Annotated in this window: 20 protein-coding genes; 10 read left to right on the forward strand and 10 right to left on the reverse strand. The window is 62.8% G+C overall.

All coding sequences use genetic code 11. The features are described 5' to 3' along the window. Positions 1-148: 148 nt before the first annotated feature. The gene (locus ACR0EF_RS15190; protein WP_170373052.1) at positions 149-934 is read right to left on the reverse strand and encodes a 23S rRNA (adenine(2030)-N(6))-methyltransferase RlmJ; all 786 of its coding nucleotides are present in this window, start codon (positions 932-934) and stop codon (positions 149-151) included. A gap of 156 nt (positions 935-1,090) precedes the next feature. Here ACR0EF_RS15190 and ACR0EF_RS15195 point away from each other — a divergent pair, with 156 nt between their 5' ends. The 6 genes from ACR0EF_RS15195 (at position 1,091) to ACR0EF_RS15220 (ending at position 7,657) form a co-directional block, all read left to right on the forward strand. After that, entirely contained in the window at positions 1,091-2,137 is a 1,047-nt protein-coding gene (locus ACR0EF_RS15195; RefSeq protein ID WP_093963423.1) for a rod shape-determining protein, read from the forward strand. A 61-nt stretch (positions 2,138-2,198) separates the two neighbouring features. Continuing rightward, positions 2,199-3,101, forward strand: coding sequence for a rod shape-determining protein MreC (gene mreC / locus ACR0EF_RS15200; protein WP_093963424.1), 903 nt, complete (start codon positions 2,199-2,201; stop codon positions 3,099-3,101). Beyond that, positions 3,094-3,630: a rod shape-determining protein MreD gene (locus ACR0EF_RS15205; protein ID WP_170342115.1), complete on the forward strand. Its 537-nt coding sequence runs from the start codon at positions 3,094-3,096 to the stop codon at positions 3,628-3,630. The genes mreC and ACR0EF_RS15205 overlap by 8 nt, the downstream gene beginning before the upstream one ends. Beyond that, positions 3,627-5,573 carry a penicillin-binding protein 2 gene (gene mrdA / locus ACR0EF_RS15210; RefSeq protein ID WP_170360207.1) on the forward strand — a complete coding sequence of 649 codons (1,947 nt, stop codon included), beginning with the start codon at positions 3,627-3,629 and terminating at the stop codon, positions 5,571-5,573. The genes ACR0EF_RS15205 and mrdA overlap by 4 nt, the downstream gene beginning before the upstream one ends. Next, positions 5,570-6,709: a rod shape-determining protein RodA gene (gene rodA / locus ACR0EF_RS15215; protein ID WP_170373053.1), complete on the forward strand. Its 1,140-nt coding sequence runs from the start codon at positions 5,570-5,572 to the stop codon at positions 6,707-6,709. Before mrdA ends, rodA begins: the two co-directional genes overlap by 4 nt. A gap of 15 nt (positions 6,710-6,724) precedes the next feature. After that, the gene (locus ACR0EF_RS15220; RefSeq protein WP_170373054.1) at positions 6,725-7,657 is read left to right on the forward strand and encodes a 2-hydroxyacid dehydrogenase; all 933 of its coding nucleotides are present in this window, start codon (positions 6,725-6,727) and stop codon (positions 7,655-7,657) included. Between the two features lie 47 nt (positions 7,658-7,704). On the opposite strand, the gene ACR0EF_RS15225 is transcribed toward ACR0EF_RS15220, so the two are convergent. From ACR0EF_RS15225 to ACR0EF_RS15250, 6 genes are all read right to left on the reverse strand, one after another. Further along, complete coding sequence (locus tag ACR0EF_RS15225; RefSeq protein WP_170373055.1) at positions 7,705-9,720, reverse strand: M3 family metallopeptidase; 2,016 nt, start codon at positions 9,718-9,720, stop codon at positions 7,705-7,707. A 59-nt stretch (positions 9,721-9,779) separates the two neighbouring features. After that, the gene (locus ACR0EF_RS15230; RefSeq protein WP_170373056.1) at positions 9,780-10,826 is read right to left on the reverse strand and encodes a HesA/MoeB/ThiF family protein; all 1,047 of its coding nucleotides are present in this window, start codon (positions 10,824-10,826) and stop codon (positions 9,780-9,782) included. Continuing rightward, a complete protein-coding gene (gene dut / locus ACR0EF_RS15235) occupies positions 10,826-11,281 on the reverse strand; it encodes a dUTP diphosphatase (RefSeq protein ID WP_170373125.1) in 456 nt (151 codons plus the stop codon). Before dut ends, ACR0EF_RS15230 begins: the two co-directional genes overlap by 1 nt. A gap of 39 nt (positions 11,282-11,320) precedes the next feature. After that, a complete protein-coding gene (gene coaBC, locus ACR0EF_RS15240; protein ID WP_170373126.1) occupies positions 11,321-12,517 on the reverse strand; it encodes a bifunctional phosphopantothenoylcysteine decarboxylase/phosphopantothenate--cysteine ligase CoaBC in 1,197 nt (398 codons plus the stop codon). 64 nt (positions 12,518-12,581) lie between these two features. After that, positions 12,582-13,406, reverse strand: a complete 825-nt coding sequence (locus ACR0EF_RS15245) for a ChaN family lipoprotein (RefSeq protein ID WP_170373057.1) — start codon at positions 13,404-13,406, stop codon at positions 12,582-12,584. Further along, positions 13,403-14,281 (reverse strand): RNA polymerase factor sigma-32, encoded by an 879-nt coding sequence (locus tag ACR0EF_RS15250; protein ID WP_170373058.1) that lies wholly within the window; start codon positions 14,279-14,281, stop codon positions 13,403-13,405. Before ACR0EF_RS15250 ends, ACR0EF_RS15245 begins: the two co-directional genes overlap by 4 nt. Positions 14,282-14,382: 101 nt before the next feature. Here ACR0EF_RS15250 and cobU point away from each other — a divergent pair, with 101 nt between their 5' ends. The 4 genes from cobU (at position 14,383) to ACR0EF_RS15270 (ending at position 17,995) form a co-directional block, all read left to right on the forward strand. Then, positions 14,383-14,904, forward strand: coding sequence for a bifunctional adenosylcobinamide kinase/adenosylcobinamide-phosphate guanylyltransferase (gene cobU, locus ACR0EF_RS15255; RefSeq protein ID WP_170373059.1), 522 nt, complete (start codon positions 14,383-14,385; stop codon positions 14,902-14,904). Continuing rightward, positions 14,901-15,479, forward strand: a complete 579-nt coding sequence (locus ACR0EF_RS15260) for a histidine phosphatase family protein (protein WP_170343290.1) — start codon at positions 14,901-14,903, stop codon at positions 15,477-15,479. Before cobU ends, ACR0EF_RS15260 begins: the two co-directional genes overlap by 4 nt. Before the next feature lie 58 nt (positions 15,480-15,537). Beyond that, entirely contained in the window at positions 15,538-16,416 is an 879-nt protein-coding gene (locus tag ACR0EF_RS15265) for a glutathione S-transferase (protein ID WP_170343291.1), read from the forward strand. A 64-nt stretch (positions 16,417-16,480) separates the two neighbouring features. Next, entirely contained in the window at positions 16,481-17,995 is a 1,515-nt protein-coding gene (locus ACR0EF_RS15270; RefSeq protein ID WP_170373060.1) for a YifB family Mg chelatase-like AAA ATPase, read from the forward strand. On the opposite strand, the gene gshB is transcribed toward ACR0EF_RS15270, so the two are convergent. The 3 genes from gshB to rsmI form a co-directional block, all read right to left on the reverse strand. Then, positions 17,992-18,924, reverse strand: a complete 933-nt coding sequence (gene gshB, locus ACR0EF_RS15275) for a glutathione synthase (RefSeq protein WP_170343293.1) — start codon at positions 18,922-18,924, stop codon at positions 17,992-17,994. The two genes, ACR0EF_RS15270 and gshB, sit on opposite strands and share 4 nt — an antisense overlap. Positions 18,925-18,985: 61 nt before the next feature. Beyond that, complete coding sequence (locus ACR0EF_RS15280; RefSeq protein WP_170373061.1) at positions 18,986-19,357, reverse strand: YraN family protein; 372 nt, start codon at positions 19,355-19,357, stop codon at positions 18,986-18,988. Position 19,358: 1 nt separating this feature from the next. After that, positions 19,359-20,216, reverse strand: a complete 858-nt coding sequence (gene rsmI, locus ACR0EF_RS15285; RefSeq protein ID WP_170373062.1) for a 16S rRNA (cytidine(1402)-2'-O)-methyltransferase — start codon at positions 20,214-20,216, stop codon at positions 19,359-19,361. Positions 20,217-20,291 lie beyond the last annotated feature (75 nt).

Genomic DNA, 20,291 nt, shown 5'->3' on the forward strand with positions numbered 1-20,291 from the left:
CTCCCTCGCCCGCGGCAGCCCGGCTTCGCCGTGCAACCTGACGGACTTGGGCCCGGCACCGCGCAAAGCGCGGTGCCGGGCCCAACACGTTTGGCGGCATCTTTGATGCTGTCAGACGGGGCGGGAGGCCTTCGCCCCCGAGGCGCCGTCAGATCTTTGCGAACAGGTTGGACAGACGCGCCGCTTCGTCTTCGATCCCGAAGGGCGCGTTGACCACGAACATGCCCGAACCGATCATCCGGTGACCCTCCCGCGCAGGCGGAAACCGAACTTCGTGCACGAACGTTTTGGGCAGGTCCAAGCCCTTCAGCGCCGTCACCATCGGAACCTGCCGATCGTCGGTCAGGATCGGGTACCACAGGGCAATGAGACCCACGTTCCATTTGCGGTGTAACTTGGCGATCAGCCCCGGCAAGCGGCCATAGTCCGCTTTTACCTCGTAGCTGGGGTCAACCAGCATCATCCCGCGCCGAGGCGTGGGCGGCAGAACCGACTGAGCCAGCTCGAACCCGTCCTGTCTGTAGGTCTTGGCACCGCGCCCGGTCAGCGCATTTTTTAACGCTGCGTATTCCTGCGGATGAAGCTCGGCGAAATGCAGACTGTCCTGCGGACGCAGCAGGCTTGCCGCAATCATCGGCGAGCCCGGGTAGGCCGTTTCGCCAAACTGCGCCTGCACCGAGCGCAACGCGCGTGCCAGCGGGTGATCGTCGGCAAACCACCCGTTGCTCAGCGCGCGTCCGATCCCTGCCGCCGCCTCTCCGGTCTGCACGGCCTCGGCCGCATCGAGGTGGTACAGACCGCGCCCCGAATGGGTCTCAAGATAGCTGATCGGCTTGTCCTTGCGGGTCATGTAGTCCAGCATCCATGCCAACAAAGCGTGCTTTTGCACGTCCGCCAGATTTCCCGCGTGGTAAATGTGTTGATATGAGAGCATGTTGCCTTCTAAAGTCCCTGTCAAAGAGGCGGAAAGGTGCTGATTTACGCGGAATCAGGCCTTTAACCGGGCGTCATGGCACCCTATAAGTCATCCGTCCCGGAACCGTCGAGTCGCGGGCAGTAGAAAACATCTGACAGACAGGATCAGGGGAATATGGGGATCTTTGACAGTTTGGGCGGCCTGTTCACAGCGGATATGGCCATCGACCTCGGGACGGCCAACACGCTGGTCTACGTCAAGGGGCGTGGCGTGATCCTGTCTGAACCCTCGGTTGTCGCCTACCATGTCAAGGACGGCGTCAAGAAGGTTCTGGCCGTGGGCGAGGACGCCAAGCTGATGCTGGGCCGCACCCCCGGCTCGATCGAGGCCATCCGCCCCATGCGCGAGGGTGTGATCGCCGATTTCGACACCGCGGAAGAGATGATCAAGCACTTCATCCGCAAGGTGCACAAGCGTTCGACCTTCTCGAAGCCCAAGATCATCGTCTGCGTTCCCCATGGGGCAACGCCGGTTGAAAAACGCGCGATCCGTCAGTCGGTTCTGTCAGCAGGCGCGCGGCGCGCGGGTCTGATCGCCGAGCCGATTGCCGCCGCCATCGGCGCCGGGATGCCGATCACCGATCCCACCGGCAACATGGTCGTGGATATCGGCGGCGGAACCACCGAGGTGGCCGTTCTGTCGCTGGGCGACATCGTCTATGCCCGCTCGGTCCGCGTGGGGGGCGACCGCATGGACGAGGCGATCATCTCGTACCTGCGCCGTCAGCAGAACCTGCTGGTGGGCGAATCCACCGCCGAGCGGATCAAGACCACCATCGGCACCGCCCGGATGCCCGATGACGGGCGCGGGCAGTCGATGCACATCCGCGGACGCGACCTTCTGAACGGCGTCCCCAAAGAAATCGAGATCAGCCAGGCCCAGGTGGCCGAGGCTCTGTCGGAACCCGTCCAGCAGATCTGCGAGGCGGTGATGACCGCGCTGGAAACCACCCCGCCGGATCTGGCCGCGGACATCGTGGACCGGGGCGTGATGCTGACCGGTGGCGGCGCGCTGCTGGGCGATCTGGACCTGGCCCTGCGCGAACAGACCGGATTGGCCGTGTCGATTGCCGACGAAAGCCTGAATTGTGTGGCTTTGGGCACCGGCAAGGCGCTGGAATACGAAAAACAGCTGCGCCACGCGATTGACTACGAAAGCTAAGGCGCGCACCCTCTGATCTGAGGGTTCAAGATCGGGCACGAGCAGCACGGGAAGGAGTCCTGTGGCAAAAGACCGAGCACAGCGCGATGACTACACCACCCCCCTGCGCCGCTTGTTCATGGGGATCGTTGTTCTGTGCCTGCTCGGCATATTCCTGATTTGGCGCATCGACAGCCCGCGGGTCGAAAGGTTCCGGGCCCAAGTGGTTGATGCCGTTGTGCCCTCGATGGAATGGGCGATGGTTCCGGTCACGGCCGCCATAAACCTCGTTCGGGATTTCCAAAGCTACCAAAGGCTGAGCGAGCAGAACCAGGAACTGCGCAGTGAACTGCGCCGCATGCGCGCCTGGAAAGAGGCGGCCCTGCAGCTGGAGCAGGAAAACGCGCGGCTTCTGGACCTGAACAACGTTCGACTGGATCCGCGTCTGACTTATATTACCGGGGTCGTCATGGCCGACAGCGGCTCGCCATTTCGGCAATCTGTCTTGCTGAACGTCGGCGAGCGTGACGGGATCGTCGACGGCTGGGCCGCAATGGACGGCATCGGGCTGGTGGGCCGGATTTCTGGCGTTGGCCCGGATACCGCGCGGGTCATCCTGTTGACCGACGCCTCGAGCGCGATTCCCGCCACGATCCAGCCCTCGGGCCAGACCGCGCTGATTACCGGTGACAATACCCCTGCCCCAGCCGTCGAGTTTCTTGAAAGCCGTGAACTGGTGCGACCCGGCGACCGTGTGGTGACCTCAGGCGACGGCGGCGTATTTCCTGCGGGCCTTCTGATCGGCCAGATCGCCGCCGATCCAGGGGGGCGTCTGCGCGTCCGACTGTCCGCGGATTTCGAGCGTTTGGAATTCCTGCGAGTCCTGCGCTACCACTCGGCCGCCCCGATCCGAGACCCGGGCGGCATCGTCGGACCTCCGCGCCCCGAGGCTCTTCTCCCGACCGAGGAGGCCGCCGATGGATAGCGCCGCGTCACGTCTATGGCTGATGCGGGGCCTGTACCTGTTCCTCGCTCTGACGGTGATGTTCTTTCACCTGTTGCCTCTGAACACGCAACCGGGTCGTCTGCCCTTTCCTGACTTCCTGATCTGCCTGACCTTTGCATGGGTCCTCAGGCGGCCGGAATATGTACCGACACTCAGCATAGCTGCGGTCATGCTGATGGCCGACCTGTTGCTGCAACGGCCGCCGGGGCTGTTGGCGGCATCCGTCGTCATCGGTTCTGCCTATCTGCGATCGGCAGGCCCCGGAATGCGCGACGTCGGCTTCGTGGGCGAGTGGACGACGGTGGGCGTCGTCATCGCGGCGATCTTTGCCTTCAACCGGACGGTTCTGGCCCTGCTGTCCGTCAGTCAGGCCAGCATTGGCCCGGTATTTGTCCAAGTGGTCTTCACGGTCCTGGCCTACCCGCTTGTCGTTGCATTCAGCCAAACCATATTTGGCGTCCGCAGGCCATCTGCGGTAGATGTTGCCACTGTGGGAACACGCTCATGAAACGCACACCCAAAACACAAGGTGCCGCATACAAAAGGCTGACCCGGCGCGCGCTGGTGCTGGGTGGCATGCAATTCGCATTCGTCGGCGGCCTGGCGGCCCGCATGCGTTACATGCAGGTCGATCAGGCCGACCAATATCGCCTGTTGGCCGAAGAAAACCGCATCAACATCCGGCTCATTCCGCCAACCCGAGGGCGCATTTATGACCGCAATGGTCAGATCATCGGGCAGAATGCGCCGTCCTACCGCATCGTGATCGTGCGCGAGGATGCGGGCGACGTCGACAAGGTCATTGCCAAACTGTCACAACTGATTCCGCTGAACGAAGACGAGATCGAGCGGGCCAAAGCCGAGATGAAACGTACAGCGCCGTTTCTGCCGGTTACGCTGGCCGACCAGGTCACCTGGGAAGATATCTCGAAGGTGGCGATCAATGCCCCCGCCCTTCCCGGCGTCACGCCCGAAGTCGGACTGACCCGCCAATATCCCCGCTACGAGGATTTCGCCCATGTGGTCGGGTATGTCGGACCTGTCAGCGACTATGACCTGAGCAAGATGGAAGACCCCGAGCCGGTTCTGATGATCCCGCGCTTTCAGATCGGCAAGGTCGGGCTTGAGGCCAAGAAGGAAGACCTGCTGCGCGGCAAGGCGGGCGCCAAGCGCGTCGAGGTCAACGCGACCGGCCGGGTGATGCGGGAACTTGACCGCCGCGAGGGCCAGCCCGGCGCCGACCTGCAATTGACCATCGACGCCGACCTGCAGGAATACGCACAGGCCCGGCTGGCCGGAGAAAGCGCCGCCGTGGTCGTGATCGACTGTGAGACGGGCGATCTGCGGGCCATCAGCTCGACCCCCAGCTTCGACCCCAATCTGTTCGTGCGAGGGATATCGGTCGCGGATTACCAGGCTCTGACCCAGGACAACCACCGCCCGCTGGCCAACAAGACGGTTCAGGGCACCTACCCGCCAGGTTCGACCTTCAAGATGATCACCGCGCTGGCCGCGCTCGAGGCCGGCGTCGTCGGTCCGGGCAACACCGTCTATTGTCCCGGCTACCTGAAGGTGGGCAGCCGTCGATTCCACTGCTGGAAGCGCGGCGGACACGGGATGGTCGATCTGGAGACCTCGTTGAAGCGCAGTTGCGACGTCTACTATTACGACGTCGCCCTGCGGGTCGGGATCGACAAGATTTCGGACATGGCGCGCAAATTCGGCCTCGGCATCAAACACGACCTGCCGATGTCCGCCGTGGCGGCTGGCCTTGCGCCGAACCAGGAATGGAAACAGACCACCCACGGACAGGACTGGCTGGTCGGCGACACGGCAAATGCCTCGATTGGGCAGGGCTTCATGTTGGCCTCGCCGATGCAACTGGCCGTCATGACTGCACGCATCGCGACCGGCCGATCGGTGACACCGCGTCTGATCCGCAGTGTCGACGGGGTCGAACAGCCTACGGGCGCGGGCGAGCCGCTGGACGTCAATCCGGCCAACTTGGAACAGGTGCGCAACGCGATGTACAAGGTCTCGAACGACCGTCGCGGCACCGCTTATCGCAGCCGGATCATCGCAGACGAATTCCGCATGGCCGGCAAGACGGGCACCAGCCAGGTGCGCAACATCACCAAGGCCGAACGGGCCGCCGGGGTCATCCGCAACGAAGACCTGCCCTGGGAACGGCGGGACCACGCGCTGTATGTCAGCTTTGCCCCTTACGACAATCCGAAATATGCGGTGGCCGTCGTGGTCGAACATGGCGGCGGCGGTTCGAAGGCTGCAGCCCCCGTGGCCCGGGACGTGATGCTGCAGGCTCTGTACAACGGCACCCCGCCGCTGGAAGCATATCCCGTGGCCGACCGCGACCGCATCAAGGAACAGCAGAAACGTCTGGAAGGTGATCGCCGCCCGAAAGCGCGCCCTGACGAAAAGGACCGCGCATGAGCTATCTTGAATATGCGGTCAAGACCACGCCGACGGGGATCCGCAAGGTTCTGTACATGAACTGGCCGCTGACGCTTTTGCTGATCAGCGTCGCAAGTGCCGGTTTTCTGATGCTGTATTCGGTGGCCGGCGGCTCGTGGTCGCCGTGGGCGGAACCACAGATGGAACGGTTTGGCCTGGGCCTGACGGTCATGCTCATCGTCGCATTGGTTCCGATCTGGTTCTGGCGCAACATGTCCGTCGTCGCCTATCTTGTATCTTTGGGGCTTCTGCTGTTCGTCGAACTGTTCGGCACCATCGGCATGGGCGCGCAACGCTGGATCGACCTGGGCTTCATGCGCCTGCAGCCCTCCGAACTGGCAAAGGTGACTTTGGTCATGTTGCTGGCGGCTTATTACGATTGGCTTCCCTCCTACAAAACCTCGCGCCCGGTTTGGGTCTTGGTCCCGGTTGTCCTGATCCTGATCCCGACCTTCATGGTGCTGCGTCAGCCCGACCTGGGAACCGCAATCCTGCTGTTGGCGGCCGGAGGAGGCCTGATGTTTCTGGCGGGCGTGCATTGGGCCTATTTCGCAGCGGTCATCGCGGCGGGTGTCGGCTTGATTTCAACGGTATTCAAAAGCCGTGGCACCGATTGGCAGTTGCTAAAGGACTATCAATTCCGGCGCATCGACACATTCCTTGACCCCTCGACCGATCCGCTGGGCGCGGGGTATCACATCACCCAGTCCAAGATTGCCTTGGGATCCGGCGGCTGGAACGGTCGAGGCTTCATGCAAGGCACCCAGTCGCGCCTGAACTTCCTGCCCGAAAAGCACACCGACTTCATCTTCACGACGCTGGCCGAAGAGTTCGGTTTTGTCGGGGGCACAACCTTGTTGCTGCTTTACGGACTGATCCTGATCTTCTGCCTCGTCACGGCGCTGTCGACCAAGGACAGGTACTCGTCATTGGTGACACTGGGTATTTCGCTGAACTTCTTCCTGTTCTTCGCCGTCAACATGTCGATGGTCATGGGGCTGGCACCGGTGGTCGGTGTCCCGTTGCCGATGGTCAGCTATGGGGGCTCGGCCATGCTGGTTCTGATGGCCGCCTTCGGCATCGTGCAAAGCGCGCATATACACCGTCCTCGTTGATCCGAAAGGCCGACCATGTCCGTGAACGTCCTGTTTTCCGCCCGCCCGGCACTTTGGCTGGTTTACGAGCCCTTGTTGAACACCGGGCTGGCCAATGCAGGGATCAAAGCCACTATCGCCACCGACCTGCCGCCCGATCAGGTGGATTACATCGTCTATGCACCCAATGGCGGGCTGCTTGATTTCACGCCCTATTCGCGCGCGAAGGCCGTGCTCAGCCTATGGGCCGGTGTCGAGAAGATAGCCTCGAACGGCACGCTGACCGTGCCGCTGGCCCGGATGGTCGATTACGGTCTCACCCAGGGCATGACCGAATGGGTCGTGGGGCACGTTCTGCGCTACCATCTGGGCATGGATCGACACATAACGGTCCAGGATGGGGTTTGGGCCCCGGATCCGCCTCCGCTTGCCACGCAGCGATCGGTCTGCGTTCTGGGACTTGGCGCCCTGGGCCGGGCTGCGGCACAGGCGCTGGCCGCGTTGAACTTCAACGTGACAGGGTGGAGCCGTTCGGCCAAGGAACTGTCTGGTGTCACGTGCCTGCACGGACCGGACGGGCTGCGCGTCGCCCTGAGCCAGGCCGAGATACTCGTCCTGCTGCTGCCTGAAACGGCAGCCACGGAGAACACTCTGAACGCGGACACTCTGGCACTTCTGCCAAAAGGTGCGCGAATTCTGAACCCCGGCCGAGGCCCACTGATTGACGACGAAGCGCTGTTGCAGGCGCTGAACACCGGCCAAGTTGGGCATGCCACGCTGGATGTGTTCCGCACCGAGCCGCTGCCCTCCGATCATCCGTACTGGGCGCATCCAAATGTAACCGTCACGCCGCATATCGCGTCGGAAACCCGGCCCGAAACGGCTGCGCAGGTGATCTGCGAAAACATCCAACGCAGCGAATCCGGACGGCCGCTGCTGCATCTCGTCGACCGCGCACTCGGGTACTAAGGCCATCGGGGGCCACCGCCCCCGTCTTGCCGGGCGCTATTCGACCGCTACGCGTCCACCAGTCCCCGACCTTTCAGCAGGGCTTCGACACCCGGCAACCGGCCCCGGAACGCCAGATACAGATCCTCGGCCTCCTTCGAGCCTCCTTTGGACAGAATGTTGTCCTCCAGAGCCTGCGCCCGCTCAGGATCAAACGCGCCTCCTGCCTCTTCGAAGGCAGCAAATGCGTCAGCATCCATCACTTCGGACCACATGTAGCTGTAGTAACCCGAGCTGTAACCATCACCCGCAAATACATGAGCGAAATGCGGCGTCGCGTGGCGCATACCGATGGCATGCGGCATCCCGATCTCGGCCAGAACCTCAGCCTGCTTCGCCATGGGGTCCGCCGGGGCCGGACCGTCGTGAAAGGCCAGGTCGACCAGCGCCGAGGCGACGTATTCGACCGTCTGAAAACCCTGATCGAAATTGGCGGCACCCAGAACTTTGTCCAGCAATTGCGGTGGCATCGGAGTTCCGGTTTCGGCATGAGTTGCAAACTCGGCCAGAACCTCCGGTACTTCCAGCCAATGCTCATACAGTTGGCTGGGCAGTTCCACGAAATCCCGCGCAACGCTGGTCCCCGAGATGCTGTCATAGGTCACATCCGACAGCATCTGGTGCAGTGCGTGCCCGAATTCATGAAACAGGGTCCGTGCGTCGTCATATGACAGCAGCGCCGGATCGCCCTTGGCGAAATTGCAAACATTGATGACGATTGGCGTCTGGACCTTGGGAAACTTGGCCTGCGCGCGCATCGCGCTGCACCACGCACCCGACCGTTTCGATCCACGCGCAAAATAGTCTCCGATGAACACGGCAACGTGTTTGCCACGCCGGGTCACCTCCCAAGCTCGACAATCCGGATGGTACAGCGGAACGTCCAACGGCGCGAACTCCAACCCGAACAAGCGATTGGCGCAGGTAAAGGCGGCTTCGATCATGCGCTCTAGCTGCAGGTAGGGTTTGAGTTCTGCCTCATCCAGATCATGCTCGGCCTTGCGCCGTTTTGCGGCATAGTACCGCCAGTCCCAGGGTTCGAGCGGACCGTTGACGCCATCCTCCTGCATCATTCGCGTCAGGATCTCCGCGTCGGCCTCGGCCCGGGCCTTGGCGGGTGCCCAGACCTGCATCAGCAAGTCGCGTACCCGTTCGGGGGTTCGGGCCATCTCGGTCTCGAGCTTGAAGGCCGCAAAGCTATCATAACCCAGCAACTTGGCCCGTTCCTCGCGTAGCTGAAGGATTTCGGCGGCAATCGCTCGGTTGTCGGTCTCGCCTCCGTTTGCCCCGCGTGACGCCCAGGCGCGGTAAGCCTTTTCGCGCAAGTCGCGACGTGGCGAGAACTGCAGGAACGGCACGATCAGAGACCGCGACAGCGTGACAACCGGCCCCTTGGCCCCTTTTTCCCGACCGGCCGAGTGTGCCGCATCGACAACGAAACCCGGCAGTCCCGCCAGGTCATCTTCAGTCAGCTCCATGAACCAGCCACGCTCGTCCGCCAGCAGGTTTTGCGTGAACGCGGTGCCCAATGACGCCAGACGCGCCTTGATCTCCTGCATCCGGGCATCTTCCGCACCGTGCAGCGCCGCACCCGAGCGGACGAACCCGCGATGGGTGAGCATCAAAACCCGATCCTGTTCCTCGGTCAGCTCCAGCGTATCTCGTTTCGTCCAAAGGTCGTCCACACGCTGGAACAGCCCCTTGTTCGAGGAAATCGCGGCGAAATGGGCTGCAAGCTTGGGCGAAAACTCCCGTTGCAACGCTTCGCGCTCCGGGTTGCTGTCAGCGCCAGCGACCGTGAAGAAAACCGACAGGACCTTGTTCAAGGCCTCGCCCGCCGCTTCCAGCGCTTCGATCGTGTTGGCAAAACTCGCGGGCTGGGTATTCGTCGCGATGGTGTCGATCTCGTCGGCATGGGCCTGCAGAGCAGCTTCCAGTGCCGGGGCAAAATCGTCATCCGAGATTTCGGCAAAGGGCGCGATTTCAAACGGGGTCGTCCAGTCGGACAGGATCGGATTGGTCATTGGGGTCTCCTTCAAGCGTCAAGCTAGGAATGCAGGGCAAGATCGTCCAGTGGCCGCGATCAAACGGATTGCCCGCAAACCGGGCAATCGTCCCGCCGGGACAGGGTGATCTTGCGGCTTTCGCCATAAAGCGCGTCATAGATCAGCATCTCGCCACGCAAGGCCTGACCTGCACCCGTGACTACCTTGACCGCCTCAACCGCCATCATCGCCCCCACCACGCCCGGCAGTGGCCCGACCACCCCGGCCTCGGCACAGGAAGGCGCAAGACCTGGCGCAGGCGCTTCGGGAAAAATGCATTGGTAGCAAGGGGCGTTGTTGGCGGGGTCAAACACGCTCAACTGGCCTTCCCATTGGGACAGCGCGCCTGAGATTAGGGGCTTGCCCAAAGCCACGGCGGTGCGGTTGGCCAGATACCGGGTTTCGAAATTGTCGGTGCCGTCGAGGATAAGGTCATAATCCGCGAACAGGTCGGCCGCAATGTCGTCCGTCAGGCGGCGGTGATAGGGGCGAACGATGACATTAGGGTTCTGCGCCTCCATTGCTTGCTGCGCAGAAAAGACTTTGGGCATTCCGATGTCTGCATCCCGATGGATTACCTGCCGCTGCAGATTGGCATTCTCGACCATGTCATCGTCAATGACGCCAATCGTGCCCACGCCGGCGGCTGCAAGGTACTGCAGCGCCGGTGCGCCCAATCCACCTGCCCCGATCACCAATACCCGAGCAGTCTTCATCCGTTTCTGCCCGGGTCCACCAAGCTCGCGCAGGACGATGTGACGGGCATAGCGCTCCAGTTCGGCTTCGCTGAACTGGTCAGATGGGCTGTTCGGACGAATATCCGACGGTGGATTGGCCCGACGCCGCAGGGCTTTCACCACAGCGCCATAACCCATGGCAAGCAGAACGAAACCACCCAGGATCAGCCACATCGCGGCCGAGCCGCCTGTGGCCTCGCGCAGTGGGTTCCCGTCGGGCAAAACCAGATGAGACAGAACCACCCCTGCCAGCAACACCAATACCGACACCCAACGGGCTGTACGCGAGGCACCAGCGAGGTAGCCAAGCCCCCACAACCCCGCTGCCAGTGCCAGTACCAGAACCATCAGGCGCGCCCCGTGGATCCGAACCCACCGGAACCGCGCTGCGACTCCTGCAGGCTGTCCGCCATCTCGAACCGCGCCTGGATCACCGGGGCCACGACAAGCTGCGCAATTCTGTCGCCATGTCCGATTTCAAAGGCTTCCTGACCCGCATTCAGCACGATCACCCCCAAGGGACCGCGATAGTCGCTGTCGATCGTGCCCGGTGCGTTCGGCAGCGTGATCCCGTGTTTCAACGCAAGTCCCGAGCGCGGACGCACCTGGATCTCATATCCATCCGGAATCTCTACCCGCAGGCCGGTCGGGACCAAGGCGCGCTCACCGGGTTGAACGGTGATCGACCCTCGATCAGGCAGGTTGGCCCGCACATCCGCGCCGGCTGCCCCGGCCGTTTCATAGGACGGCAATGCAATGGCCGGATCGGCCCCGTCTTCTCGGATCACCCGGATTGCCACCATCAGCGCATCCCAACCTTCATCTTCTGTCAAACAACCGCATCACCCCGCCAGCGCGGCCGCGATCTTTTCCGCCAGCCGTACGGCCACTGCGTCCTTGCCCATGCGCGGCCACTCCTCGGCACCCGCATCCGAAATCAGTATGACCGCATTTTCGGCCCCACCCATGATGCCGGTCACCGGACTGACATCATTGGCCAGGATCCAATCGCACCCTTTACGCGCCCGCTTGGCGGTTGCGTGGGCGATCACATCATCCGTCTCGGCGGCGAAACCCACGACCAAGCTAGGTCGGCCGGTCTCCAGATGCGAAATCCGTTTGAGGATGTCCGGGTTTTCGGCAAATTGCAGTGCAGGCATTCCGTCGCGGCTTTTCTTCAACTTGCGGTCTGATGCCCCGTCTACCCGCCAATCGGCCACGGCTGCGGCAAACACGCCCGCATCCACCGGCAGAGCCGCGTCCACCGCATCCGACATTTGTTGCGCAGTCTCAACCTGCACAACCTGGACGCCCTGGGGTGGTGGCACATCCGCGGGGCCGGTTACGAAAACGACTTCGGCCCCCAGGGCCGCCAAAGCGTTGGCAATCGCCGTCCCCTGCGCCCCCGAGGATCGGTTTGCGATGTACCGAACCGGATCAATCGGCTCATGCGTCGGCCCCGACGTCACGAGAATCCGCTTACCCTTCAGTGGGCCATCCGACAAGGCAGACTCGACCGCCGCCACGATTTCGAGAGGTTCTGACATGCGGCCGGGGCCGAACTCGCCACAAGCCATGTCACCGTCATTGGGTCCGACAAACCGGACGCCGTCCGCGATCAACTGCTTGTGGTTCCGGCGCGTTGCCGGATGGTTCCACATCCGCACGTTCATCGCCGGCGCACATAAAACAGGGGTATCCGTGGCCATCAACAGGGTCGATGCCAGATCATTGGCCAGACCCCCGGCCATCTTTCCCATCAAATCCGCAGTCGCCGGGGCCACGACGATCAGATCAGCCGAACGTGACAGCTGGATATGTCCCATCTCGGCCTCGTCCGTCAGGTCGAACAGATCACGATAAGCTTTTTCACCGGCAAGTGCAGACACGGACAAGGGGGTCACGAATTCCTCGGCAGCGCGGGTCAGGACCGGGGTCACCGCCGCCCCGCGCTCCTTCAACCTTCGGATCAGATCCAGCGATTTGTAGGCCGCGATCCCACCGCCAAGGATCAGGAGGATCCGTTTGGATGCCAGCATGTTCAGCCCTTCCCGGTCGTGCTCGGCCTCGACACTATGCAACCCATGCCCCGAGTTCCAGCGCTTAATTCTGGGACTCGAAGGCCTTGCAAGGGTCTTCGCGTTCGGCCGCGGGGCTGTCAATCACCGCGTCAAATTCACCGGTCACGACACCGTCTTCGGCCTGACCGAGAACAAAGACCTTCAGGCCCGGACGCAGGCGCGACAGAAAGGTCGGAATGCCCTGATCCTTGCGCGCGTGCCCGTTTCCGGTAATCACCGCCACCGGACCGCCGGTTTCATCAATTGCACGCAGAATGGCCCGGGTCAGAACAGCATCGCGCAGACGCTGGATCGCCACCAGTTGCGGCAAGGCGTCGGCGGGAAGTGCGTTGCAATGCGCTGCCAATTGCTCGGCCTCGCGCGCCGCCTGATCCTCGGGCGCCAACGGAATGTTCAACCCATATCGCGCCGCATCCGCGCCCAGGGTCGTTGCGGCACCGCGTTCCATCGCAGCTCGCGCTGCCGCGCGCGGCACCATCGCTCCGTATACCGGAGCCTCTGATGCTTGGAAAACAGGGTAATACATGCTGAGCGGCGGCCATCCCGTTTCGGCCCATCTCAGGATGCGTGACAACTCCTCGGGATTCGAGGCGGCAGTCTGCGCCAGTCTCTGAGCCCCTTCCTCGGTTACCATTTCCCAGACCATTGCAGACGGGTCAATGTCCGCAATCGCTTCGGTCTGGACCAGGTGGTGTAGGGGGTTGTCGTGAACCTCACCAAGGATCACTACATCGGCGTCCCTCATCTGCGCCAAAATATCGTCGGGGATAAGCTCCCCGGCCAGAACTGGCCGGGTCAAAAGTGTCAGCGACAGCACGGCCGTCGTCAGAATCGCAAGATGTCTCATGCGAAGAAGTGTTGCACCTCGCGCGATTGAGCTTCAAGGTTCTTGCGCATCTTCACGAACGCCGCTGCCTCAAGCTGTCGCACGCGTTCCTTGGACAAACCCAGTTCCTGACCGAGGCTTTCCAATGTGCGCGCCGGCTCACGCAGCTTGCGCTCGCGCACGATGAAACGTTCCCGGTCGTTGAGCGCTTGCATCGCCGTGATCAACCATTCGCGCAACTGGCGGGTATCGTGGCAGTTCTCGACAGTTTCCGCAGCCTGCTCGCGATCATCCTCCAACGCGTCGATCCACTCGCGACCATCCTCGTCAGCCGATTGAACGGCGTTCAGCGAAAAGTCTGAGCCGGCCAACCGGCCGTGCATCATTTCCACATCGCGCAGCGGTACACCGATCTCGGCCGCGATCATCTGGTGCAGCTGATGACGGTCCAATTCGACACCATCGGTCGCGGCTTCGCGCTCCAGCCGAGCCTGCACGCGACGCATGTTGAAGAAAAGGGATTTCTGGGACGATGTAGAACCTGTCCGTACCATCGACCAGTTGCGCATCACGTAATCCTGAATGCTGGCCTTGATCCACCACACCGCATAGGTCGAAAAGCGGACCCCGCGATCCGGGTCGAATTTGTCAGCGGCCTTCATCAGGCCCAGCCCGGCCTCTTGGATCAGGTCATTCATCGGCGCGCCATAGCGTTTGAACTTGGCCGCCATTGAAATGGCCAGACGCATATAGGCCGTTATCAAACGGTGAAGGGCCTGTTCGTCGCGCTCGTCTCGCCAAGCATAGGCGAGGCGCAATTCGGTTTCCGCATCCAGCAATTCGGCTTTCATAGCCTGCCGGGACATCGAGAAGTCGTTCGGGTTATCCAGTGCCATGCAGCTCTCCCATCTGTCGTAGGCGCCGCCGGTCTTGCCTTGCCGACGTATGGTCGATACGCAAGGGCGCACCGGGTGGATCACTGTAAAGGTAGTAAAAAATGCATCCCGATTTAACCTTTGTGCTGGGTGGCGCGGCATCGGGAAAATCTGCATTTGCCGAGCAACTCGTTGTTTCAACAGGAAAAACCCGCATCTACCTGGCAACATCACAAGTGTTTGATAATGAGATGCGCCTAAAAATCAGGCGCCATGTGGATCAAAGAGGCGACGGCTGGCACACGATCGAAGCCCCGATGGACCTGCGCCCGGCGCTGGCGGGGCTGAGCCGGGATCAGGTCTGTCTTATCGATTGCGCCACGATGTGGCTCAGCAATCACCTGCTGGCCGGCAGCGATCTTGAACAGGAACAGGCCGCCCTTCTGGCCGCGCTACGGACCTGCCCCGCGCAGGTCGTGATCGTCTCGAACGAGGTGGGGCACGGTATCGTCCCCGACAATGCGCTGGCCCGCAAATTCCGCGAGGCGCAGGGGCGGTTGAACATCGCCCTCGCCGCCCAAGCCGACCTTGTGGTTCAGGTCATCGCGGGGCTGCCGCAGATTTTGAAAGGCCAGTTGCCGTGACCCGGTTATATCTTGTCCGCCATGGCCCGACCCATGCCAAAACGATGGTGGGCTGGTCCGATATTCCCGCCGACCTGAGCGACCACGCGGCCATCGCGCGCCTGCATGACCACCTGCCGCAGGATGCGCTGGTCATTTCGTCGGACCTGTCGCGCGCCGCGGATACGGCCACGGCCATTCAGGGCACACGCCGCCGGCTGCCGCACCATCCCGACCTGCGCGAGATCCATTTCGGCACCTGGGAAATGCGCGCATTCGCCGAGATCGAGGCCGAAGACCCCGAGTTGGCCTTTGCATATTGGGACAGCCCCGGCGACGTGCGCCCGCCCAACGGCGAAAGCTGGAACGCGGTCCGCGCGCGGGTCGACGCGGCGATCGACGGGTTGATCGGTATGCATACCGGCGCCGATCTGGTCATCGTGGCCCATTTCGGCGTGATCCTGACCCAGGTACAGCGCACCCTTGACCTGGACGCGCAACAGACCTTTGCCCATCGCATCGATAACCTGTCGGTGACTGAGCTGGCCGTTGACGGCAAAACCTGGTCGGTCGGCCGGATCAATCATCTTCCGTGAACACAACGCGCACAAATCAGCGTTTTACTGATATCGGGCGTTCGACCATCCTCGGGCCATGACATATGACCTTTTCATCGGGGACCGCCTGTTTTCCAGTTGGTCCATGCGCGGCTGGCTTATGCTGGAAAAATTCGGCGTGCCCTACACGACCCACATGATCGGCCTGTATTCGGGCACGATGGCCCGGGACATGCAGCCGCTGGCCCCGGCCCGTCTGGTCCCTGCGCTGCGCCTGCCCGACGGCACGGTGGTCGGCGAAAGCCTCGCCATGGCCGAGACGCTGGCCGAACGACACCCCGATGCCGGGCTGTGGCCCCAAGACGCCGCCGTCCGCGCAACCGCCCGTTGGCTGTGTGCCGAGATGGTCGCCGGGTTCCACGCGCTGCGGTCGGCCTGCCCCATGCAGCTCAAACACCGCTGGAAAGGGTTCGAGCCGTCCGACGAAACCCGCGCCGATCTGACCCGGATCGAGACCCTGTGGGCGCATGCGCGCAAAATCTCAGGCACGGATACCGGCCCATTGTTCGGTAGCTATTCGCTGGCCGATGTGTTCTATACGCCGGTCGCAGCCCGGATCATCGGCTATGGTCTGCCCGTGTCAGTGCAGAGCCGCGATTACTGCATGGAATTGTTGTCAGACCCGGCGGTTCGGCAATGGCGCGCGATGGGGCTGACTGTCGACTACGACCCGTTCCCCTATGACCAGCCGCTCGACGCCGAGCCCTGGCCGATCGGCGGGGCCTCGACGGCCCGCGCGGTTGAGGCGGGGCCTTCGGTCAATGACCGCTGCCCCTATTCCGGCAAGCCAGTGACCGCATTTCTGGAGCTGGATGGAAATCGATGGGGCTTCTGCAACACCTTCTGCCGCGACAAAACCGTGGCCGACCCCGGAGCGTGGCCGAAATTCACGCAAATGATCCGGCAAGCGGTGTGACCGTTAACCATTCCTAAACCGAAGCCATGGCAGCAAGGTCCCGTTAACCAAGAACAGGATCGCCATGGTCGCCCGCGCTCATACCGTTGCCTTTCAGGGGGTCGAGGCCCGCCCGGTCGAGGTGCAATGCGCCGTCTCTCCCGGGCTGCCCGCCTTTTCAATCGTCGGCCTGCCGGACAAGGCCGTGTCCGAGGCCCGCGAACGCGTGCGCAGTGCGCTCAGCGCGATGGCCATTGCGCTGCCCTCCAAACGCATCACGATCAACCTGTCGCCCGCCGACCTGCCCAAGGAAGGCAGCCATTTCGACCTGCCGATCGCGCTGGCCCTGCTCTGTGCGATAGACATCCTGCCCGCCGACGCCGCCGAAGGCACCATGGCTCTGGGCGAACTTTCGCTGGACGGCTCATTGGTGCCCGTGGCCGGCGCCCTGCCCGCCGCGATGACCGCCGCGGCCGAGGGCCGCACGCTGCTGTGTCCGCGCGCGTCAGGTGCCGAGGCGGCCTGGGTCGATGCGACCCAGGTGATCGGGGCTGCGTCCCTCGCCGACGTCGTGCGCCATTTCACCGGCCAGTCGCCCCTGCCGGTCGCCCAGCCCGGCGAGGTCAGGTTGGAGCCCTCGACCCGCGATCTGCGCGACGTCAAAGGGCAGGAACGGGCAAAACGCGCGCTGGAAATCGCAGCGGCCGGCCGTCACCACATGATCATGATCGGCACGCCGGGGTCAGGCAAATCCATGCTGGCCGCCCGGTTGCCCGGCATCCTGCCGCCGTTGACGCCCACCGAGGCGCTCGAGACCTCGATGATCCAATCGCTGTGCGGCATGCTGGACGAAGGCGGCATCAGCCGGACCCGCCCGTTCCGCGAACCGCATCACACGGCGTCGATGGCGGCGATCGTGGGCGGCGGGAAAGGCGCAAAACCCGGCGAAATTTCCCTGGCCCACAACGGCGTGCTGTTCATGGACGAATTCCCCGAGTTTCCGCGAACGGTTCTGGAAACCCTGCGCCAGCCCATCGAGACAGGCGAGGTCATGGTCGCCCGCGCCAACGCCCATGTGAAATACCCCTGCCGGTTCATGCTGGTGGCGGCGGCGAACCCCTGCAAATGCGGATATCTCAGCGACCCGTCGCGCGCCTGCTCGCGCGCACCCGTGTGCGGCGAGGACTATCTGGGCCGCATCTCGGGGCCGCTGATGGACCGATTCGACCTGAGGATCGAGGTGCCGCCCGTGGGCTTTACCGACCTTGACCTGCCGCCATCCGGAGACAGCTCGGCCACCGTCGCCACGAGGGTGCAGCAGGCGCGCGGTGTTCAGGCCAGGCGCTTTCAGGACACGCCCGGCATTCGCCAGAACGCCGATATCGAGGGCAATCTGCTGGAAGAGGTCTCCGCTCCAGATGCCGAGGGCAAGGACCTGTTGGTCAAGGCGGCCGAGCGGTTCGGCCTGTCGGCACGGGCCTACCACCGCATTCTGCGCGTGGCCCGCACCATTGCCGATCTCGAGGGCGCGCCCGATGTGCGTCGCCCCCACGTGGCCGAGGCGCTGAGCTATAGGATCAGCGCCCGCGTTGCGGCTTAGACCTTGGCCTCGATCGCCTGCCAGATCTTTTCGGCGATATTTGTACCGTTGAACCGCTCCAATTCCTGAATTCCAGTGGGCGAGGTCACGTTGATTTCGGTCAGATAGTCTCCGATCACGTCGATACCCACAAAGATCTGGCCCTTTTCCCTCAGCAGCGGTCCGATGGCCGCGCAAATCTCAAGATCGCGGTCGGTCAGGCCAATCTTTTCGGGGCGGCCGCCCACATGCATGTTCGACCGGGTCTCACCCTCGGCCGGAACGCGGTTGATCGCACCGACCGGTTCGCCATCGACCAGGATCACCCGCTTGTCGCCGTTGCGCACATCCGGAAGGAATTTCTGAACGATCAGCGGCTCTCGCGAGAAACCGGTGAACAGCTCGTGCAACGAGGTCAGGTTGCGGTCATCGGCATCCAGCCGGAACACGCCAGCCCCGCCATTGCCATAGAGCGGCTTGAGGATGATGTCGCCGTGCTTTTCCTTGAACGCCTTGATGGTCTGCAGATCGCGGGCGATCGTGGTGGGCGGAGTCAGGTCGGGAAAATCCAGAACCAGCAGTTTTTCCGGGTAGTTGCGCACCCAGAACGGGTCATTCACCACCAGAGCCTGCCCACGCAACCGATCCAGCAGGTGCGTGGACGTGATATAGTGCATGTCAAACGGCGGGTCCTGCCGCAGCCAGACGACATCGAAATCCGCCAGATCAACCTCGCGCTCAGGCCCCAGAACCGCCGGCTGGTCCGCAACCCGCTGCACCGTCATGTCGTGACCGCGGGCGGTGATGCGCCCCTCTTGATAGGCCAGCTGGTCGGGTCCGTAGTAAAACAGTTGGTGCCCACGGGCCTGGGCTTCTTCGGCCAGCCGGAACGAGCTGTCGGCATTGATGTCCACGGCCCCGATCGGGTCCATCTGAAAAGCGATTTTCATGGCGTGTCCCTCGTAGTCACGCCAGATACATGGCCCAGCGGGGACGGGTGTTCAATGGCGATCAGCCCTGACCAAAAGCGTTTTCGACGATTTGCACTGCGCCTGTTGCATCCACCAGAGCCGCATCGAACCGGACATCAGTCAGCTGACCGCCCGGTTCCTGCGCCAAATACTGCGCCGCCGAGGCGCATATCCGGTCGATCTGACGCTTGCTGATCCGCGCGGCGGCGCTGTCGAAGGTTTGGCTCTTCTTGACCTCGACAAACACAAGGCCCTGCGCATCCCGGACGATCAGGTCGATCTCGCCCCCCGCGCCGCGCCAGCGCCTGTGACAGACCTTGAACCCTCGGCTTTCGTAATCGGCAGCGACGCTCTGCTCGGCCGCCTGCCCGGCGTGATAGGAAACCGAGCCCTGGACCGACCGTCGCGCCATATCATCCCTTTCCTATCTTTAGGGCCTTCTGGTAGATCGGCCGCCGTGGCAAATCATACATCCTGGACACCAGATCTGCCGCATCCCGGACCGAGTGCGTTTCCAGAGCCTGTCGCAGCGCCTCTTCTACATCTGAATCGTTAACGGCTTGTGAATGGGCGCGGTCCACCAGCAAGACTATCTCGCCCTTCACAGTGGTACCTCGATACTGTTCGGACAGCTCTGCAAGGCTAGCCCGCCGGACTTCTTCGAACTTCTTGGTCAGCTCACGACAGACCGCGGCCTGACGCTCGCCACCCAGAACCTGCGCCAGATCCGACAAGCACGCCCCCAAACGCTTGGGGGATTCATAGAACACCAGCGTCCCGGGAACATCCCGCAACGCCTCGATCCGTGTTCGGCGGGCGCCGGACGCATTCGGCAGGAATCCGGCGAAAAAAAAGGCGTCCGTTGGCAAGCCCGCCAGGGTCAGCGCCGTCACGACGGCTGACGCTCCGGGGGCGCAGGTCACGCTGAACCCGGCCTCGGCCGCCTGCTTGCCCAGGTCATAGCCCGGGTCGGCGATCAGGGGCATGCCGGCCTCGGACGCGTAGGCCACGGACTTGCCCTGTGACAGTTCGTCAATCAGTTTTTCACGCGCAGCCGTGCCGCTGTGGTCGTGATAGGCCAGGATGCGCCGCCCTTCGAGGGGTACACCGTGAATCTCCATCAATCTGCGCAGGCTGCGTGTATCTTCCGCCGCGATCACATCAGCCGAGGCCAGAACGTCCAGCGCCCTGAGCGTAATGTCGCGCGCCGTTCCGATCGGAGTGGCAACAAAATACAGCCCCCCAGCCAATCTTACCTTTTGGAAATTCAAAGCTGGACCCTCGCAGCGTGACGTTTATTATCGCGGCGTGATAGAACAGCAGCGTTCTTTGCCGCCGGATCAGGG

This window comes from Ruegeria sp. CG8 (assembly GCF_056537165.1).

What these genes read in the sequence shown, in the direction of transcription:
- ACR0EF_RS15250 (WP_170373058.1), bottom strand. Translation starts at nt 14,281, where the DNA reads ATGGCACTGGATAACCCGAACGACTTCTCGATGTCCCGGCAGGCTATG.
- ACR0EF_RS15245 (WP_170373057.1), bottom strand. Translation starts at nt 13,406, where the DNA reads ATGAGACATCTTGCGATTCTGACGACGGCCGTGCTGTCGCTGACACTT.
- mrdA (WP_170360207.1), top strand. Translation starts at nt 3,627, where the DNA reads ATGAAACGCACACCCAAAACACAAGGTGCCGCATACAAAAGGCTGACC.
- ACR0EF_RS15225 (WP_170373055.1), bottom strand. Translation starts at nt 9,720, where the DNA reads ATGACCAATCCGATCCTGTCCGACTGGACGACCCCGTTTGAAATCGCG.
- coaBC (WP_170373126.1), bottom strand. Translation starts at nt 12,517, where the DNA reads ATGCTGGCATCCAAACGGATCCTCCTGATCCTTGGCGGTGGGATCGCG.
- ACR0EF_RS15270 (WP_170373060.1), top strand. Translation starts at nt 16,481, where the DNA reads ATGGTCGCCCGCGCTCATACCGTTGCCTTTCAGGGGGTCGAGGCCCGC.
- ACR0EF_RS15265 (WP_170343291.1), top strand. Translation starts at nt 15,538, where the DNA reads ATGACATATGACCTTTTCATCGGGGACCGCCTGTTTTCCAGTTGGTCC.
- ACR0EF_RS15205 (WP_170342115.1), top strand. Translation starts at nt 3,094, where the DNA reads ATGGATAGCGCCGCGTCACGTCTATGGCTGATGCGGGGCCTGTACCTG.
- ACR0EF_RS15190 (WP_170373052.1), bottom strand. Translation starts at nt 934, where the DNA reads ATGCTCTCATATCAACACATTTACCACGCGGGAAATCTGGCGGACGTG.
- ACR0EF_RS15230 (WP_170373056.1), bottom strand. Translation starts at nt 10,826, where the DNA reads ATGGTTCTGGTACTGGCACTGGCAGCGGGGTTGTGGGGGCTTGGCTAC.
- ACR0EF_RS15220 (WP_170373054.1), top strand. Translation starts at nt 6,725, where the DNA reads ATGTCCGTGAACGTCCTGTTTTCCGCCCGCCCGGCACTTTGGCTGGTT.
- dut (WP_170373125.1), bottom strand. Translation starts at nt 11,281, where the DNA reads ATGGTGGCAATCCGGGTGATCCGAGAAGACGGGGCCGATCCGGCCATT.
- ACR0EF_RS15280 (WP_170373061.1), bottom strand. Translation starts at nt 19,357, where the DNA reads ATGGCGCGACGGTCGGTCCAGGGCTCGGTTTCCTATCACGCCGGGCAG.
- cobU (WP_170373059.1), top strand. Translation starts at nt 14,383, where the DNA reads ATGCATCCCGATTTAACCTTTGTGCTGGGTGGCGCGGCATCGGGAAAA.
- gshB (WP_170343293.1), bottom strand. Translation starts at nt 18,924, where the DNA reads ATGAAAATCGCTTTTCAGATGGACCCGATCGGGGCCGTGGACATCAAT.
- ACR0EF_RS15195 (WP_093963423.1), top strand. Translation starts at nt 1,091, where the DNA reads ATGGGGATCTTTGACAGTTTGGGCGGCCTGTTCACAGCGGATATGGCC.
- rodA (WP_170373053.1), top strand. Translation starts at nt 5,570, where the DNA reads ATGAGCTATCTTGAATATGCGGTCAAGACCACGCCGACGGGGATCCGC.